Below are 17339 nucleotides of genomic sequence, written 5' to 3'. Positions count from 1 at the left end.
AGATGCCGTGCGGCTGATCGAGCCTCGTGTTAGGGTTGCTGCGAAGGCGAAAGGTCTGAGAAAGCGAAGGATGCCCGTCAAACCGACCAAGGCCATGGTGCTCGCCGCAGGGTTTGGCCTGCGCATGCGTCCGCTGACGGACAAGATGCCGAAGCCGATGGTGCCGGTGGCCGGCCAACCGCTGCTCGACCACGTGCTCGACAAGCTCGGCAGGGCAGGCGTGACCGAGGCCGTGGTCAATGTCCATTACCTGCCGGACCAGATCATCAATCACACCGCATCGCGCCAGCATCCGCGCGTGATCATCTCCGACGAGCGCGACCAGGTGCTCGGCACCGGCGGCGGCGTGGTCAAGGCGCTGCCGCTGCTCGGCCACGCGCCGTTCTTCCACGTCAATTCCGACACGCTATGGATCGACGGTGTGCGCCCGAATCTTTCACGGCTTGCCGAAACCTTTGACCCCGCGCGCATGGACATCCTGCTCCTGATGGCACCGACCGCGACCAGCATCGGCTATAGCGGCCGCGGCGACTACGGCATGCTGCCGGATGGCGCCCTGCGCAAGCGCAAGGAGAAGGAAGTCGTTCCGTTCGTCTATGCCGGCGCGGCGATCCTGTCCCCGTCGATCTTTGCCGATGCGCCCGGGGGCGAATTCTCGCTGACGAGAATGTTCGATCGCGCCAACGAGCAGGAGCGGCTGTTCGGCCTTCGCCTCGACGGCGTCTGGATGCATGTCGGCACGCCTGATGCCGTGCATGCGGCAGAGGAGGCGTTTCTCGAGAGCGTGGTGTAGCCACTTCTGTCATTCCGGGGCGCGCGCAAGTGCGAACCCGGAATCTCGAGATTCCGGGTTCGATGCTCCGCATCGCCCCGGAATGACAACAGGAGAGTGGGGACGATTCCTCCCGCACCCATGACCATTCGACCTCGCCTGCTTATATTGCCTGATCCTTCGAATCAGGCAGTCCATGCGCGTTTTCAGCGTCCCCATCTCAGTTCCGTTCCTGCGCACGGTCGTCTCGGCCCTGCTCGACGGCCGGCTGGTCGAGGGCTTTCAGGCCCGCAATGAACCTGCGCGGCTGGCGGATGCCACGCTGTACCTGCCGACGCGACGCGCAATGCGCGTCGTCCGCGAGATCTTTCTCGACGAGATGAAGGCAGACGCCGTCGTGCTGCCGCGCATCGTCGCGCTCGGCGACATCGACGAGGACGAGCTCGCCTTCGCCGATGAAGGCGAGCGGTTCTCCGGCGCGACGCCGCTGGACATTCCGCCGCGGCTCGGCGAGCTCGAACGCCGGCTGACGCTGGCGCAGCTGGTCGCGGCCTGGGCCAAGGGCCCGGTGCTGTCCCCATTGGTCGTCGGCGGTCCTGCATCGACGCTTGCGCTGGCCGGAGATCTCGCGCGCCTGATCGACGACATGGTCACGCGCGGCGTCGACTGGAGCACGCTCGATGGGCTCGTGCCCGACAACCTCGATCGTTATTGGCAGCACTCGCTCGAGTTTCTGCGGATCGCGCGGATCGCCTGGCCCAGTCATCTCGCCGAGATCAACCGGATCGAGCCGGCGGCGCGGCGCGATCTCCTGATCGCGGCCGAAGCCCGGCGCCTGACCGCGCATCCGAACGGACCGGTGATCGCGGCGGGTTCGACCGGCTCGATGCCCGCCACCGCGAAATTCCTCCACGCGGTCGCATCGCTGCCGCATGGAGCGGTGGTGCTGCCGGGGCTCGACACCGATCTCGACGACGATGCCTGGCGCAGCATCGGCGGCGTGCGCGATGCGCTCGGCAAATTCGCGGAGCATCCGGCCTCAAACCATCCGCAATACGCCATGCATGCACTGCTGGATCGCTTCGGCATCAAGCGCAGCGATGTCGAGATTCTTCAGCCGCCGGCCAAAGGTGGCCGCGATCTGCTCGCCTCGGAATCGATGCGACCGTCGGCCAAGACGGAGGTCTGGCACGACCGGCTGAAGCAGCCTGATGTCGCCGCGAGGATCGCCGCCGGCATGACGAACCTTGCGGTCGTCGAAGCCCCCAACCCCGAGATGGAGGCGCTCGCCATCGCCATCGCCATGCGCGAGGCGCGCCATCTCGACAAATCGGCGGCGCTGGTGACGCCGGATCGCGCATTGGCGCGGCGGGTGATGGCGGCGCTCACCCGATGGGATCTCGCTTTCGATGATTCCGGCGGCGATGTGTTGATGGAAACGTCGGCCGGCGTCTTTGCTCGCCTCGCTGCGGAGGCCGCGACCAAGGGCCTGGAGCCGCCGACACTGTTGGCGATGCTGAAGCATCCGCTGTGCCGGCTCGGCCGCGCGCCCGGCGCATGGAAGGCGGCGATCGAGGGAATCGAGCTCGCGCTGTTGCGCGGCACGCGCCCACCCGCGGGCACCGCAGGCCTCCTGCGCGAATTCCGTCGCTTTGGCGAGGAGCTGGCAAAGCTGTGGCGCAGCGAGATGTCCGCGCTGCATAAGGCCGAGCCACGCGCGCGCCTCAAGGCGGAGGATCTTGATCGCATCCAGGCGCTCATCGAGGTCTTGCAGAAGGCGCTGGCGCCGGTCGAGAGCCTCCCCTCATCGAGATCATACGACTTCGCCGAGATTGCGCATCGGCATCGCGAGGTCATGATCGAGCTGTCCCGCGACGAGCAGGGGATTCCTTTCGCCTTCGAGCATCGCGATGGTCTCGCACTCGCGAATGCCTTCGACGACCTCCTGCGCGGGGGCACGACCAGCGGATTGATGGTGCCGCTGCCCGATTACCCCGACGTCTTCCAGACGGCGTTCAGCGACCGCGCGGTGCGCCGGCGCGACAGACCGGGCGCGCGCTTGCAGATCTACGGCCCGCTGGAATCCCGCCTGATGCAGGCCGACCGCATCATCATCGGTGGCCTGATCGAAGGTGTCTGGCCGCCGGCCCCGCGCATCGATCCCTGGCTCAGCCGGCCGATGCGGCACGAACTGGGGCTCGACCTGCCGGAGCGCCGCATCGGCCTGTCCGCGCATGATTTCGCGCAGTTGCTCGGCGGCGACGAGGTGATCCTCACCCATTCCGCCAAGGCCGGCGGCGCACCGGCCGTGGCTTCGCGCTTCCTGCACCGGCTGGAAGCGGTGGCAGGCGACGACCTCTGGATGGCGGCCATTCGCGCCGGCGAGAAATACGTGCAGTTCGCCACCGCGCTGGACCAGCCCGCCAAGGTCGAGCCGATCAAGCAACCCGAGCCGCGGCCACCACGCGCAACGCGGCCGACAAGCATGTCGGTCACCGCGGTCGAGGACTGGCTGCGCGATCCCTACACGATCTACGCAAAGTTCATCTTGCGTCTCGCTGCGCTCGATCCTGTCGACATGCCGCTCTCGGCCGCCGATCGCGGTTCCGCCATCCACGAGGCTCTTGGCGAGTTCACCAAGACTTATGCCGGGCGTTTGCCCGACGATCCCGCCCGTGTGCTGCGCGCCATCGGCGAGAAGCACTTTATGCCGCTGATGGAGCGCCCCGAGGCACGGGCGCTATGGTGGCCGCGCTTCCAGCGCATCGCGCGCTGGTTCGGCGAATGGGAGACCGCGCGGCGCGATGCGATCGAGACCATCGCGGCTGAGACACGCGGCGAGATCTCGATCGCGCTCGACAATAACCGCAGCTTCCGCCTTTCTGCCGTCGCCGACCGCATCGAGCGGCGGAAGGGTGGCTCCTATGCCATCCTCGACTACAAAACCGGACAGCCACCAAGCGACAAGCAGGTTCGCGTGGGGCTGTCGCCGCAATTGACGTTGGAGGCTGCAATCCTGCGCGAAGGCGGTTTCCCTGATATCGACGCCGGTTCATCGGTAAGTCAGCTCGTCTATGTCCGTCTCAGCGGCAACAATCCGCCGGGCGAAGAGCGGATCGTCCAGCTCAAGATAAATAAAGGTGACGAGCCGATCCCCCCGGATACGGCCGCCGCCGAAGCGCGGGCCAAGCTGGAAGCGCTGGTCCGCGCCTTCGAGGACGAGAGCCAACCCTATACCTCGCTGAACCTGCCGATGTGGACGAACCGCTACGGCACCTATGACGACCTCGCCCGCATCAAGGAGTGGTCGGCGGCCGGCGGATTGGGGATCGAGGAATGGTGAAGGCGCCCCGACCCATCCCGGACGAGGTGCGTGCGCGGCAGGCGCGCGCGTCGGATCCGACCGCCTCGGCTTTCGTGTCGGCCAATGCCGGCTCGGGCAAGACCCATGTGCTGGTGCAGCGCGTGATCCGCCTGCTGCTGTCGGGCGTACCGCCGGAAAAGATCCTCTGCATCACCTTCACCAAGGCCGCCGCCGCCAACATGGCCGAGCGCGTGTTCACCACGCTCGGGCATTGGGTGACGCTGGACGATTCCGCGCTCGATGCGGCAATCCGAGCCGTCGGCATCCCCCACCCGAGCGCAAAACTGCGGCGCGATGCGCGAAAGCTGTTCGCCTGCGCGCTGGAGACGCCGGGCGGGCTGAAGGTGCAGACCATCCACGCCCTGTGCACGCGCCTGCTCCAGCAATTTCCGTTCGAGGCCAACGTGCCGGCGCGCTTTGCCGTGATCGACGAACGCGACCAGACCGACATGATGGAACGCGCCAATCTGAAGGTGCTGCTGGAGGCCGCACGCGCCCCTGATAGCGTCACCGGCCGCGCGCTGCTGACGGCGATGGCGAGCGCCGCGGATGTCACCTTCAAGGAGGTCGTGCGGGAAGCGTGTCTCAGCCGCGATCATTTCATGGCCTGGACCGACGAGGCTGGTAACGCAGAGGCCGCGGCGGCGCAAATGGCAGCCGTCCTGGGTGCCGACAGCGGCGATCGCATCGAGGACGTCGAGACAGAGATTCTCGACGGCCCGTTCCTGCCCCGATCGCGCTGGGACGACATCGCCGCTGCGCTGGAAGACGGCAGCAAGTCGGACAATGACCAGGCTGCCCGGCTGCGCGAGGCAAAGGTCTTTTCCGGCAGCGCTCAGGTCGATGCCTATCTCTGCGTCTTCCTCACCGACGAGAAACTCCCGCGCAAAGCGGTGCTGACGAAGAAGCTTTGCGACCACAACCCGTCCGTCGCGCGCCTGTTCGAAGCGGAAGTCCAGCGCCTTGCAGGATTGATCGAGAAGCGCCGCGCGGTAACCATGCGCGACCGTACCGCGGCCCTGCTGCATATCGCGACCGCCGCTGCCGCGAACTACCGCCGCGAGAAGCAGGAGCGCGGGCTGCTCGACTATGACGATCTGATCGACAAGACGCTGGCGATGCTGAACCGCGTCGCCTCGGGCTGGGTGCATTACAAGCTCGATCGCGGCGTCGACCACGTCCTGATCGACGAAGCCCAGGATACGAGCCCGCGGCAATGGGACATCGTGGCGCACATCATCTCGGAGTTCACGGCCGGCGAAGGCGCGCGCGAGGGGTTGAACCGCACCATCTTCGCGGTCGGCGATGAGAAGCAGTCGATCTTCTCGTTCCAGGGCGCCGCGCCCCACGAATTCGACGCGCGACGGCGCGAGCTGCATCGCAGGTTCACGGCGGCCGGGCTAAAATTCGATCCGGTCGCCTTCACCTATTCGTTCCGTTCGGGCGCGACGATCCTGCATTCAGTGGATCACGTCTTCCGCGATCCCCAGATCTACAAGAGCATCCATTCGGTCGACATCGGCCATCCCCTGCACAATGCGCTAGCCGATGCAGGGCCGAGCGTGATCGAGCTGTGGGATCTCGCAGAGGCCGATGAGAGGCAGGACATCGAGGGCTGGCGCGCGCCGTTCGACGGCGTCGCGGTCACCAGCCCTGAAGTCAAGCTCGCGCGCCGCATCATGACCGAGATCAAGCGGCTGGTCGAGAGCGGCACGCTGACGGGACACGAAGGCGAGCGCCGCCCGCTGCGCTATGGCGATATGCTGATCCTGGTGCGTCGGCGCGGCAACGCCTTCGATGCCGTGATCCAGGCGTTGAAGCATGCTGGCGTTCCGGTCGCGGGCGCCGACCGCCTCAAGCTCACCGAGCATATCGCCATCATCGACCTGATGAACCTCGCCGACGCGCTGCTGTTGCCTCAGGACGACCTCGCGCTCGCGGTTGCGCTGAAGAGCCCGCTGTTCGGGCTCGACGACGACGACCTGTTCACGCTGGCCTGGGACCGCAAAGGCTCGCTGCGCCGCGCGCTCGGCGAACATGCGGGCACAAGCGAGAAGTTCGCCGCGGCGTTGCGGCGCCTGGAAGCCTGCGAGATCCGTGCCCGCGAGGAGACGCCGTTCGCGTTCTATGCATGGTTGCTCGGCGGGGACGGCGGGCGCGCGCGCATCCTGCGCCGGCTCGGGCACGAGGCCAATGATGCGCTCGACGAATTCCTGGAGCTCGCGCTGAACTACGAGCGCAAGGCGCCGGCCTCACTGCAGGGCTTCATGGCCTGGCTGCGCTCGGCCGACACCGAGGTGAAGCGCGACATGGAGATCTCGCGCGACGAGGTGCGGGTGATGACCGTGCACGGCGCCAAGGGCCTGGAGGCGTCCGTCGTGTTCATGGTCGACACCACATCCTCGCCCGCGGATTCGCAGCGGCTGCGCCTGATCCACGTGCCGCGCGGCAATGGCGGCAAGGTCGTGGTCTGGGCCGGGCGCAAGGCCGATGATCCCAAGCCGGTCGCCGAGGCGCGCAAGGCGATGCTCGAGGAGACCGAGGACGAATACCGCCGCCTGCTCTATGTCGCGATGACGCGCGCGGCCGACCGGCTGATCGTCGGCGGCTGCATGCCCGGCAACATGAAGACGGTCCGCAAGCTGAGCTGGTACGATCTCGTCAACACCGGGCTCGCCGGCTCGGGACTGGACAAGCAGGTCATCGAGACGCCGCTGGGCAAGGCGACCCGATTCGCCCGGCCGGAGGATGTCGCAGCGCTGGGCACGCCCGCGCCATCAATGCACCAGACCATCGCGTTGCCGGACTGGCTGCGGACAACGGCTCCGCGCGAGACCATCGACGATGATCCCGTGCGCCCCTCGGGCCAGTCCGCCGAGGAAGGCCGCAGCGTGAGATCAGGCGAATCAATCCAGTCGCGCGCACTGGCGCTGCAGCGCGGCACATTGGTGCACCGGCTGCTGCAATCCCTGCCCGACATCGCCGTCGCGCGCCGGCGCGAGGCCGCGCTCGGCTTCATGGCCCGCAACGCCTCGGACTGGCCGGAGGCCGACCGCACCGCGCTGGCCGACAAGGTGCTCGCCTTGATCGCTGAACCGCGTTTCGCCGCAGTCTTCGGCCCCGGCAGCCGGGCGGAGGTCGCCATCGCGGGCAGGCTGGAGCGACCGGGTCGCCCCCCGGCCTTGGTATCGGGGCAGATCGACCGGCTGGTCGTTCGCTCCGATGAGGTGCTGATCGTCGACTTCAAGACCAACCAGGCGGCTCCAAGGAGCGCCGCCGAGGCGCCGCCGGCCTACGTCCGCCAGCTTGCGCTGTACCGGGCGGTGCTGTCGCAGCTTTATCCCCAAACCCCGATCAGGGCCGTTCTGCTCTGGACCGAGGCCCTTGAATACATGGAGATTTCGGCCCCCGCGCTGGACGCGGCGCTGGCATCCCTTCATCTCGGCGTGAGCCTCCTTGACCCGGCAAGAGGCCGTTCATAGGTTGGATCCATGATCCCGGGCGCGATTCCAGGTCGCGCCGCTTCTTTCAACCGAGTGAGGTACTCCCAATGGCCGTTGGCAAGGTTTCCGACGCGGATTTCGAAACCGAAGTGCTCAAGGCGAACGGCCCCGTGGTCGTCGATTTCTGGGCCGAATGGTGCGGCCCCTGCCGCATGATCGCGCCCGCCCTCGATGAGATCGCCGGCGCTATGGGCGACAAGGTGAAGATCGTCAAGCTCAACGTCGATGAGAGCCCGAAGACCGCGTCCAAGTACGGCGTGATGTCGATCCCGACCCTGATGATCTTCAAGGGCGGCGAGATGGCCTCCCGCCAGGTGGGCGCTGCGCCGAAGGCGAAGCTGCAGCAGTGGATCACCTCCGCGGTCTGATCCACCTCGAAGATTATTTTCGAAACGGCCGGCCAAAGCCGGCCGTTTTGCGTTGATGGGGCGTATTCAGCGTATGACGAGTCCCGCCCTTGCCAGCCCCACCCGCGAAGCGCGCCCGAAGATCGGCCTCTCTCGTTGCGATGGAGGCGCGCTCGGTCGATGAAATCCCGCGCGGCAAGGAATGGCAGTACGAGCCGAAATGGGATGGCTTCCGCTGCCTGCTGTCGCGCAACGGCGGCAACGTCGATCTGCGCTCGAAGTCGGGCGAGGACCTCGCACGCTACTTCCCGGAAGTCGTCGCCGCCGCCTCAGGGCTGAAGGCGGACCACTTCACGCTCGACGGCGAGCTCGTGGTGCCGCACGGCAAAAGCTTTTCCTTCGACGCGCTGCTGCAGCGGATTCATCCGGCTGCGAGCCGCGTGAAGAGGCTCTCGGTGGAGACGCCGGCGCTCTATCTCGCCTTCGATCTGCTCGCGACGGCCCGCGACAAAGGGCTGGCTGAAAAGACGCTGCGCGAGCGACGGCCGGCCCTGGACGCTTTTGCGGAATCCTACCTCAAGGACAGCATTTTCCGGCTGTCTCCCGCGACAGCGAGTTACGCCACCGCCAGGAAATGGCTGGCACAATCCGGCGGCGGCTCCGATGGAATCATCGCCAAGCGCACCGACCTGCCCTACCAGGCGGGAAATCGCGACGGGATGCAGAAGATCAAGAAATTCCGCAGCGCCGATTGCGTCATTGGCGGCTTCCGCTACGCCACGAACAGGATCGCCGGACGCAAGGTGGTCGGCTCCCTGCTGCTCGGGCTCTACGACGATGGCGGCTTGCTGCACCATGTCGGCTTTACCTCGGCCATCAAGGCGGAGGCGAAACCAGCCCTGACCGACCGGCTCGAAGCGTTGATCGGCGAGCCCGGGTTCACCGGCAACGCGCCGGGCGGACCAAGCCGCTGGTCGACGGAGCGCTCGGCGAAATGGTGCCCGCTGAAGCCGAAGCTCGTGCTCGAGGTCTGCTACGACCATTTCAGCGGCGAGCGGTTTCGCCACGGCACCTCGATCCTGCGCTGGCGTCCCGACAAGGCGCCGCGACAATGCACGTTCGAGCAGCTGAAGCAGAAGGTGGCCGATCCGATGAAGCTGTTGAAGCGTCCGTAGTGAACAGCTACTTGATCCATCCCGTCGCCAGCGCGTTCGCCAATTCCGGCTGGCCGTTGCGACGCGCCAGCGCGGCCATCGCCTCGTGATCATACACGACATGGCGGAACGTCACCTGCCACGCTGCATCGACAAGTTCGAGGACGGCATAGCGGGCGTGCGGCGTGCCGGCTTCGACGACATGCGGGAATGGATGCTTGTCGCGAAAACCGGGACTGCCAACGCTGCCGGGATTGACGATCACGCGGCCGTCGCGCAGGCGGACGGCGCGGGCGAGATGGGTGTGGGCGCAGAGGATGAGCGACTGCGTGATCCCTCCCGCAAACTGCTCGATGCGATCGAGCGGCGACAGCGCCACCGCGCCGTCGGGATGCACAGTGTCGAGCCAATAGACCTCATCGTGCTCGGGTGTTGCGTGGCAGAGAAACACCCGATCGCGGAACACGCGTGTCATCGGCTGCGCGCGCAGCCAGTCGAGCTGCGCGGCGTCGAGCGCTGCATGGGCGGGACGATCCCACGAGCCCATCTTTTCCGGAACGCGGTCGATCAGATAGCGATCGTGATTGCCGAGCACGTGCACGGCGTCGAGCTGCATGAGGATCTCGATGGTTCGCCGCGCATCGAGCGGACCGCTCAGCATGTCTCCGAGGTTGACGATATCGCTGATGCCCTGAGCACGGATGTCCGCGAGGACTGATTCCAGAGCGAGGTAGTTTCCGTGGATGTCGGCAATCGCAGCAAAACGCATGGGCACGCACCATACCCCCGGATGGAGCGCAGCGCAGTCCGGGATTTTGACAGTCGTGGAAAGATACCCGGATTGCGCTGCGCTCCATCCGGGCTGCGCAGGCTCATGCAGGAGGCGTGCCGTTGATCGCAAGCACGTGGCCGGCGAGATATAGCGAGCCGGTGATCAGGATGCGCGGCGGCGCCTCGTAGGCGAGCTTTGCCAATGCACGCAGGGCCGCTTCGATTCCCGGCGCGGGCTCCACGCGCATGCCGAGGCTGCGCGCGGCATCCGCCAGACGGTCGACCGGCATCGCGTTTTCGGTATCGGGAATCGGCACTGCGATGATGTGACGGGTGAGGCCGGCGAAGTTGGCCAGAAAGCCCTTCGCGTCCTTGTTGGCCATCATGCCCGCGATGACCACCAGCGGCCGCGACACCCGCTCTTCGAGATCGCCGAGCGCCGCCGCCGCGACGCGCCCGCCCTCGGCATTGTGGCCGCCGTCGAGCCAGATCTCCGAGCCCTGCGGGCCCCAGGACAGCAGCTCGCCGGAGGCGAGGCGCTGCATCCGCGCCGGCCATTCGGCGCCGACGATGCCGGCCTCGAACGCTGCGTGGTTGACCTTGAAGCCCGGAACGGCACGCAGCGTTGCGATGGCAAGGCCGGCATTGGCGAATTGGTGACGGCCGAACAGGCGCGGCGCCGGCAGATCCATCAAGCCGCGATCGTCGGAATAAACCAGACGCCCGCGCTCGACGTTGACGTGCCAGCTCTCGTTTGCGGCGAACAGCGGCGCGCGCATGCGCTTCGCCTGCGCCTCGATCACTTCCATTGCCTCCGGCATCTGCTCGGCGCAAACCACGGGGACGCCGCGCTTGATGATCGCGGCCTTCTCGCCGGCGATCGATGCGAGCGTATCGCCGAGGAAGTCCATGTGGTCCATGCTGACGGGCGTGATCACGCAGGCGGCCGGTGCATCGATCACGTTGGTCGAATCGAGCCGGCCGCCGAGGCCGACTTCGAGCAGCACCACGTCTGCCGGGTTCTGCGCGAACAGCAGGAAAGCGGCGGCCGTCTTCAACTCGAACAATGTCGCAGGCTCGCCGGCATTGACCCGTTCGACCTCTTCCAGCGCGACGCGCAGCGCCTCGTCGTCGACGAGCACACCGCCGCCCACGCGGCCGAGCCGGAAGCATTCGTTGATGCGGACGAGATAGGGCGAGGTATAGGCGTGGACGCGCAGGCCAGCCGCCTCCAGCGTCGCGCGCAGATAGGCGAGCGTCGAGCCCTTGCCGTTGGTGCCGGCGATATGGATCACCGGCGGCAGCTGACGTTCGGGGTGGCCGAGCCGCTCGAGCAGGCGGTGCATCCGCTCGAGCCCGAGATCGATGCGTTTCTGATGCAGGGCAGACAGCCGCGCGATCAATTCGTGGAGCGGTGTCTTTCCGCTGTCAGCGGACGCGTTCACGCGTGCGGCGCAGCCGGCGCCGTCTCGGCAGCCGATACGATCTGCGCCGGGCTAGCGACCGGCTGCACCGGCTTCGATGCGCTGTCCTGCGCCGGCGCCTTGGTCAGCAGGCGGCATAGCCGCGCCAGGGTGGGGCGCAATTCGTGCCGATGCACGACCATGTCGACCATGCCGTGCTCCTTCAGGTACTCGGCGCGCTGGAAACCCTCGGGCAACTTCTCGCGGATGGTCTGCTCGATCACGCGGGCACCGGCAAAGCCGATCAGCGCGCCGGGCTCGGCGATCTGCACATCGCCGAGCATCGCGTAGGATGCGGTGACGCCACCGGTGGTCGGATTGGTCAGCACGACGATGTAGGGCAGCTTTGCCTCTCGCAGCATCTGCACCGCCACCGTGGTGCGCGGCATTTGCATCAGCGACAGGATGCCCTCCTGCATGCGCGCGCCGCCAGATGCAGCGAACATGATGAAGGGCGACTTCTTCTCGACCGCGAGCTCCATTCCGCGCACGATCGCTTCGCCCGCGGCCATGCCGAGCGAACCGCCCATGAAGTCGAAGTCCTGCGCGGCGACGACGACCGCTGCGCCTTCGAGCTTGCCGTAGCCGATCTTGACCGCATCGTTGAGATTGGTGCGCGCCCGCGCATCCTTGATGCGGTCGACATACTTCTTCTCGTCACGGAACTTGAGCGGATCGGGCGTGACCTCAGGCAGCGCAACATCGAACCAGGTCTCGTTGTCGAAGATCGACTTCAACCGCGCCACCGCGCCCATGCGCATGTGGTAGTTCGAGCCGGGAATGACGAACTGGTTGGCCTCGACGTCCTTGTAGAACACGAGCTGTCCGGAATCCGGGCACTTGATCCACAGGTTCTCCGGCGTCTCCCGCCGCAGCATGTTGCGGATCTTCGGCCGGACCACGTTGGTAAGCCAGTTCATGGTTTGCTCCGATGTGCGAACCCGCCTCGCGGATCGCCTGAAGGGATATATGGCGGCCGGGCCGCTGCCCGGCAAGCCGCCGTGTCGCCCGCCTCAAGAGCGGAATTATGGCCTATTCCGCCGCCTGTTGCGCGCCCTTGACGCCCTGGGCCAGGGCCGCGGTCAATTCCGCGACCGCGTTTACGGTTCTTGCGGTTGCCCGTCCTTCGGCGTCGAGGCTGTTCTTGAGCGCATCGACGAGCGCGGTGCCGACCACCGCGCCGTTGGCATGCGAGGCAATAGCGCGCGCCGTCTCCGGCGTGCGGATGCCGAAGCCGACGCACACGGGCAGCCTGGTATGTCGCTTGATGCGGGCCACGGCCTCACTGACAGCGGTGGAGTCCGCGGCTGCCGCTCCGGTGATGCCGGTGATCGAGACGTAGTAGACGAACCCCGAGGTGTTGGCGAGCACGGCCGGCAGGCGCTTGTCGTCGGTCGTCGGCGTCGCCAGGCGGATGAAGTTGAGGCCGGCCTTCAGCGCGGGCAGGCAGAGTTCGTCGTCCTCCTCCGGCGGCAGATCGACGATGATGAGACCATCGACACCAGCGCTCTTCGCATCGACCAGGAACTTGTCGACGCCGTAGATGTAGATCGGGTTGTAATAGCCCATCAGCACGATTGGCGTCGCGTTGTCGTCCTTGCGGAAGCCGCGCACGAGCTCGAGCGTCTTCTTCAGCGTCATGCCGGCCTTGAGCGCGCGCAGACCGGCGGCCTGGATCGACGGGCCATCGGCCATCGGGTCGGTGAAAGGCATGCCGATCTCGATCACGTCCGCGCCGGACTTCGGCAGCGCCTTGATGATCTCGAGCGAGGTCGCCGGATCCGGATCGCCGGCCATCAGGAAGGTCACGAAGGCGGGGCGGCCTTGCTTGGCAAGCTCGGCAAAACGGGTGTCAATACGCGTGGTCACTTCTTGCCCCTCAGGATGTCGCCGACTTGCGGGACGTCCTTGTCGCCGCGGCCGGAGAGGTTGACGACCATCAGGTGATCCCTGGGCCGCTTCGGCGCGAGCTCCACCACCTTGGCGATGGCGTGCGCGGGCTCGAGCGCGGGGATGATGCCTTCGAGCTTCGACAGCAGTTGGAATGCGGCGAGCGCTTCGTCATCGGTCGCGGAGAGATAGGTCACGCGGCCGACCTCGTGCAGCCAGGAATGCTCGGGCCCGATACCGGGATAGTCGAGGCCGGCCGAGATCGAATGCGCGTCCTGGATCTGGCCGTCGGCATCCATCAAGAGATACGTACGGTTGCCGTGCAGCACGCCCGGACGGCCACCTGCGATCGAGGCCGCGTGAAGCTGCGTCAGCCCGTGGCCCGCGGCCTCGACGCCGAAGATCTCGACGGCGGGGTCGTCGAGGAACGGATGAAACAAGCCCATGGCATTCGAACCGCCGCCGATGCAGGCGATCAGCGAATCCGGCAGGCGCCCCTCGATCTCCTGCATCTGCGCCTTCGTCTCGTTACCTATGATCGACTGGAAGTCGCGCACCAGCGCCGGATAGGGGTGGGGACCGGCCACCGTGCCGATGCAATAGAACGTGTTGTGCACGTTGGTGACCCAGTCGCGCAGTGCCTCGTTCATGGCGTCCTTGAGCGTGCGCGTGCCCGACTGGACCGGCATCACCTTGGCGCCCAGCATCTCCATGCGGATGACGTTGGGCTGCTGCCGCTCGACGTCGACGGCGCCCATATAGACCACGCATTCGAGGCCGAAGCGCGCGCACAGTGTCGCCGTGGCGACACCGTGCTGGCCGGCGCCGGTCTCGGCGATGATGCGCTTCTTGCCCATGCGCCGCGCCAGCATGATCTGGCCGAGCACGTTATTCACCTTGTGCGAGCCGGTATGGTTGAGCTCTTCGCGCTTGAGGTAGATCTTGGCGCCGCCGAGATGCTCGGTGAGACGCTCGGCGAAATAGAGCGGCGAGGGGCGGCCGACATAGTTCTTGAGGTAGCCGTTCATCTCGGCCTGGAATGCCGGGTCGGCCTTTGCTTCGCTGTAGGCTTTCTCCAGCTCAAGGATCAGCGGCATCAGGGTTTCGGCGACGAAGCGGCCGCCGAAAATGCCGAAATGGCCGCGCTCGTCGGGGCCACTGCGATAGGAGTTTGGTTTGGCGATGTTCATCGGGCGCTCGATTCTTGACTTGCATCTTGGCTTGCGCGCGCGGCGCGGATGAAGGCCTTGATCATCTCGGGGTCCTTGACGCCGGGGGCGCTCTCGACCCCCGAAGAGACATCGACGCCGCGGGCGCGGGTAACGCGCAGGGCCTCGGCGAGGTTGTCAGCGCGCAATCCGCCAGAGACCATGTAGGGCAATTTGAGATCGAGCTTTTCCAGGAGGTGCCAGTCGAACGGCTCCCCCAGCCCGCCGGGGCGCGTCGCATCCTTCGGCGCGCGCGCATCGAACAGGATGCGGTCGGCGACCGCGGCATAGCCCGGCAGCACGGCGAGATCGGCTGCTGTCGCAACCGGGACCACCTTCATCACCGGGCGGCCGAACCGCTGCTTGATGTCACGCAGCCGCGCCACGCTCTCCTTGCCGTGGAGCTGGAGAACATCTGGCGACAACGCGTCCATGATGTTGTCGAGCGTCGCATCGTCGGCATCGACGGTAAGCGCCACCTTTAGCGCGCGCCCTTTCACCTGGCGGCCGAGCTCACGGCCGAGTTCCAGGGAGAGATGCCGCGGCGACGGTGGAAAGAACACGAGCCCCACCATGTCGGCGCCCGCGTCGAGCGCGACGTCGAGCGTCTCGCGTGTCGACAGGCCACAGATTTTGACGAGCAGGGACATGGTCACAAAGCAAATGGAGGCCGCAGGTCAGCGGCCGGAAATCGGGCTTTCGGTTGCGGCCGCTTCTACAACGTCGCGCGCTGCTTGTCTCGCCCGATGGGCCCGTACAGGCCCACCCCCGAGGGAACGGGAAGGCGCTCGGAGTCGGGCTTCGCTGCGGTCGCCTGGGCACGCAGCCCGGCCAGTTCGGCCCGGGCCGCCCGAGCCTCCGCATCATTCCGCCGTGCCGCGCGCCGCCAGCGCCGCTGGCCGAACCAGACGGCAGAGCCTCCCGCGAAGACCCCAATGGCCGCCACCAGGATCAGCAGCAGGAACAGCGGCAACGTGATCGACAGTGACGGATCTTCGGAAATGAAGGGGTCGAAAGAAACCGTAACGAAATGCCGGTTGGCGACGGCGAACGCCACCAGGATCACGCCCAGCGGAATCACGATCAGCGCGGTCAGGAACTTTCGCATCTCGCTTCGCTCGCCTACATCAAGCTCGCCGCCGCATCATGCGCGACCGCGGGAAACCCTGAGGCCGTCCCTGGAGCATGATCCGCAAAAGTGCGCAGCAGTTTTCCATGCTCAAACATGAACTAAAGCGCGAACATGGCGCTTTAGTCGGCCGCCCCCGGATCCGGATGGCCGCGGTTCAGCCGCTCTCGCATTTCCTTTCCGGTCTTGAAGAACGGAACGCTCTTCTGATCGACCGGAACATGAGCGCCCGTGCGTGGATTGCGCCCTGCACGAGCTGGGCGATGCTTGACCGAGAAGGCACCGAAGCCACGCAGCTCGACGCGATCACCGCGTGCGAGGGCCGCTACGATCTCTTCGAGAATCGCATTCACAATGTTCTCGACATCCCGCTGGTACAGATGCGGGTTGTGCTCGGCGATACGCTGAACAAGTTCGGATTTGATCATCGAGAGATAGGACCCGGAAGCGTGCGGATGACCATTTCCGTGAAAATACCTTGATCTGTCAAGACGCTAAATCAAGGCTGAGTGTCGTGAAAATGCGTGACAAATGCCGAAAAAGCGGGCTGCCCCGGCACGCGTCAGACGGGAAAAATCTCCGAAACTCGCCTGCCGCCGGTCAGTTTGACGCAGCCGGCTGCCACAGCGCCAGCATTCCATCCATTCCGAGGCGATCGACCGCCTGTACGAGGCCGGTTTGCCCGATTTGATGCGCAATCGAACCCAAACCGATCGCTTCCAGCATTACGGCGGCGGCCGTCTTGAGGAACGGCAGGTCGCCAAAACGCGGCTGGAGCTTGTAATCGCGCACCGGAAGCCCCTTCTTGACGCCCTTGTGCTCGACCAGCCAGGTCACCGCCGTCTTCTCGTCGCCGATCTGGTCGATCAGCTTGAGATCGATCGCCTGGCGCCCGGTGAAGACGCGTCCATCAGCGACTTTTTCCAGCTGCGTGTCATCCATGCCACGCCGCTCCTTCACCATTCCCTTGAACCAGGCGTAGGAATCCTTGACCAGCGCGTCGAGCGCGGCACGCGCCTCGGGACTGGTCGGCTCGAATCCGTTGGGCGCAGCCTTCAGCGGCGAGGACTTCACCTCCTCGACCTTGACGCCGATGGTCTTCAGGAGCTCGGAAACATTCGGATATTGGAACAGGACGCCGATCGAGCCGACCAGCGAACTCTGCTGCGCGATGATGTGGTCGCTCGCGATCGCCGTGATGTAGCCCCCGGAGGCGGCCAAGCCCTCCACCACCACGACGAGCGGCTTCTTCGCCTTCAGCCGGACGAGCGAGTCGTAGAGCTGCTCGGAGCCGGCGGTGGTGCCGCCCGGCGAGTTGATATGAACGATGACGGCGGCAGCCTGGGAATTCTCAAGGCGCTCCAGCGCCTGCGTGCGATCGGAATCGCTCCGGATCAATCCATCGATATGAACGCGCGCGATCGAGCCGACGGACGCGAACGTGCCGCGCGCACCCGGTGTCGCGATCAGCGCAAAGCTTGCAATCGCCGCAACCGCGATCAGCGCAGCCATCACGCGCCAGAACGTCAGCTTGCGGCGGATCCTGCGGCGATCGACGATGATGTCCGAATCGAGCGACATCGGAATATCTCCAAATGAAAGGCTGGGCGCGTTGTGCCGTCACAGCGTGACCATTGGCTTATCTGGATACATCAATTGCGGCGCAATTTGAACAAAACAAGGCCTGCGACTGCGTAGCCCGGATGGAGCGCAGCGCAATCCGGGATTCGTGCCACGC

The 17339-nt window shown here is 65.9% G+C and carries 14 protein-coding genes; 5 read left to right on the top strand and 9 right to left on the bottom strand.

The window, feature by feature from the left end; all coding sequences use genetic code 11:
• Positions 1 to 70: 70 nt before the first annotated feature.
• The 5 genes from K408_RS0111835 (at position 71) to K408_RS0111815 (ending at position 9161) form a co-directional block, all read left to right on the top strand.
• Positions 71 to 793, top strand: a complete 723-nt coding sequence (locus tag K408_RS0111835) for a nucleotidyltransferase family protein (RefSeq protein ID WP_024338587.1) — start codon at positions 71 to 73, stop codon at positions 791 to 793.
• Positions 794 to 968: 175 nt separating this feature from the next.
• Positions 969 to 4115 carry a double-strand break repair protein AddB gene (addB, locus tag K408_RS0111830; RefSeq protein ID WP_024338588.1) on the top strand — a complete coding sequence of 1049 codons (3147 nt, stop codon included), beginning with the start codon at positions 969 to 971 and terminating at the stop codon, positions 4113 to 4115.
• Complete coding sequence (addA, locus tag K408_RS0111825) at positions 4109 to 7618, top strand: double-strand break repair helicase AddA (RefSeq protein WP_024338589.1); 3510 nt, start codon at positions 4109 to 4111, stop codon at positions 7616 to 7618. Before addB ends, addA begins: the two co-directional genes overlap by 7 nt.
• 68 nt (positions 7619 to 7686) lie before the next feature.
• Positions 7687 to 8007, top strand: a complete 321-nt coding sequence (gene trxA, locus K408_RS0111820) for a thioredoxin (protein ID WP_024338590.1) — start codon at positions 7687 to 7689, stop codon at positions 8005 to 8007.
• Positions 8008 to 8147: 140 nt separating this feature from the next.
• Entirely contained in the window at positions 8148 to 9161 is a 1014-nt protein-coding gene (locus K408_RS0111815) for an ATP-dependent DNA ligase (protein WP_024338591.1), read from the top strand.
• Positions 9162 to 9168: 7 nt separating this feature from the next.
• On the opposite strand, the gene K408_RS0111810 is transcribed toward K408_RS0111815, so the two are convergent.
• From K408_RS0111810 to sppA, 9 genes are all read right to left on the bottom strand, one after another.
• On the bottom strand, positions 9169 to 9909 hold the full coding sequence (locus tag K408_RS0111810) for a metallophosphoesterase family protein (RefSeq protein ID WP_024338592.1): 741 nt from the start codon (positions 9907 to 9909) through the stop codon (positions 9169 to 9171).
• Positions 9910 to 10012: 103 nt separating this feature from the next.
• Positions 10013 to 11356: a bifunctional folylpolyglutamate synthase/dihydrofolate synthase gene (locus K408_RS0111805; protein ID WP_024338593.1), complete on the bottom strand. Its 1344-nt coding sequence runs from the start codon at positions 11354 to 11356 to the stop codon at positions 10013 to 10015.
• Complete coding sequence (gene accD / locus K408_RS0111800) at positions 11353 to 12294, bottom strand: acetyl-CoA carboxylase, carboxyltransferase subunit beta (RefSeq protein WP_024338594.1); 942 nt, start codon at positions 12292 to 12294, stop codon at positions 11353 to 11355. Before accD ends, K408_RS0111805 begins: the two co-directional genes overlap by 4 nt.
• Positions 12295 to 12406: 112 nt before the next feature.
• Positions 12407 to 13243, bottom strand: coding sequence for a tryptophan synthase subunit alpha (gene trpA, locus K408_RS0111795; protein WP_024338595.1), 837 nt, complete (start codon positions 13241 to 13243; stop codon positions 12407 to 12409).
• A complete protein-coding gene (gene trpB / locus K408_RS0111790; RefSeq protein WP_024338596.1) occupies positions 13240 to 14454 on the bottom strand; it encodes a tryptophan synthase subunit beta in 1215 nt (404 codons plus the stop codon). The genes trpA and trpB overlap by 4 nt, the downstream gene beginning before the upstream one ends.
• On the bottom strand, positions 14451 to 15122 hold the full coding sequence (locus K408_RS0111785) for a phosphoribosylanthranilate isomerase (RefSeq protein ID WP_024338597.1): 672 nt from the start codon (positions 15120 to 15122) through the stop codon (positions 14451 to 14453). The genes trpB and K408_RS0111785 overlap by 4 nt, the downstream gene beginning before the upstream one ends.
• A gap of 65 nt (positions 15123 to 15187) precedes the next feature.
• Positions 15188 to 15580, bottom strand: a complete 393-nt coding sequence (locus K408_RS0111780; protein WP_024338598.1) for a lipopolysaccharide assembly protein LapA domain-containing protein — start codon at positions 15578 to 15580, stop codon at positions 15188 to 15190.
• Positions 15581 to 15723: 143 nt separating this feature from the next.
• Positions 15724 to 16029 carry an integration host factor subunit beta gene (gene ihfB, locus K408_RS0111775; protein WP_024338599.1) on the bottom strand — a complete coding sequence of 102 codons (306 nt, stop codon included), beginning with the start codon at positions 16027 to 16029 and terminating at the stop codon, positions 15724 to 15726.
• Positions 16030 to 16201: 172 nt separating this feature from the next.
• Positions 16202 to 17182 (bottom strand): signal peptide peptidase SppA, encoded by a 981-nt coding sequence (gene sppA / locus K408_RS0111770; RefSeq protein WP_024338600.1) that lies wholly within the window; start codon positions 17180 to 17182, stop codon positions 16202 to 16204.
• Positions 17183 to 17339 lie beyond the last annotated feature (157 nt).

The sequence above is a fragment of the Bradyrhizobium sp. in8p8 genome, from assembly GCF_000426845.1.
Classification (GTDB): domain Bacteria; phylum Pseudomonadota; class Alphaproteobacteria; order Rhizobiales; family Xanthobacteraceae; genus Bradyrhizobium; species Bradyrhizobium japonicum_C.
This window is presented reverse-complemented; position numbering and strand designations above follow the sequence as displayed.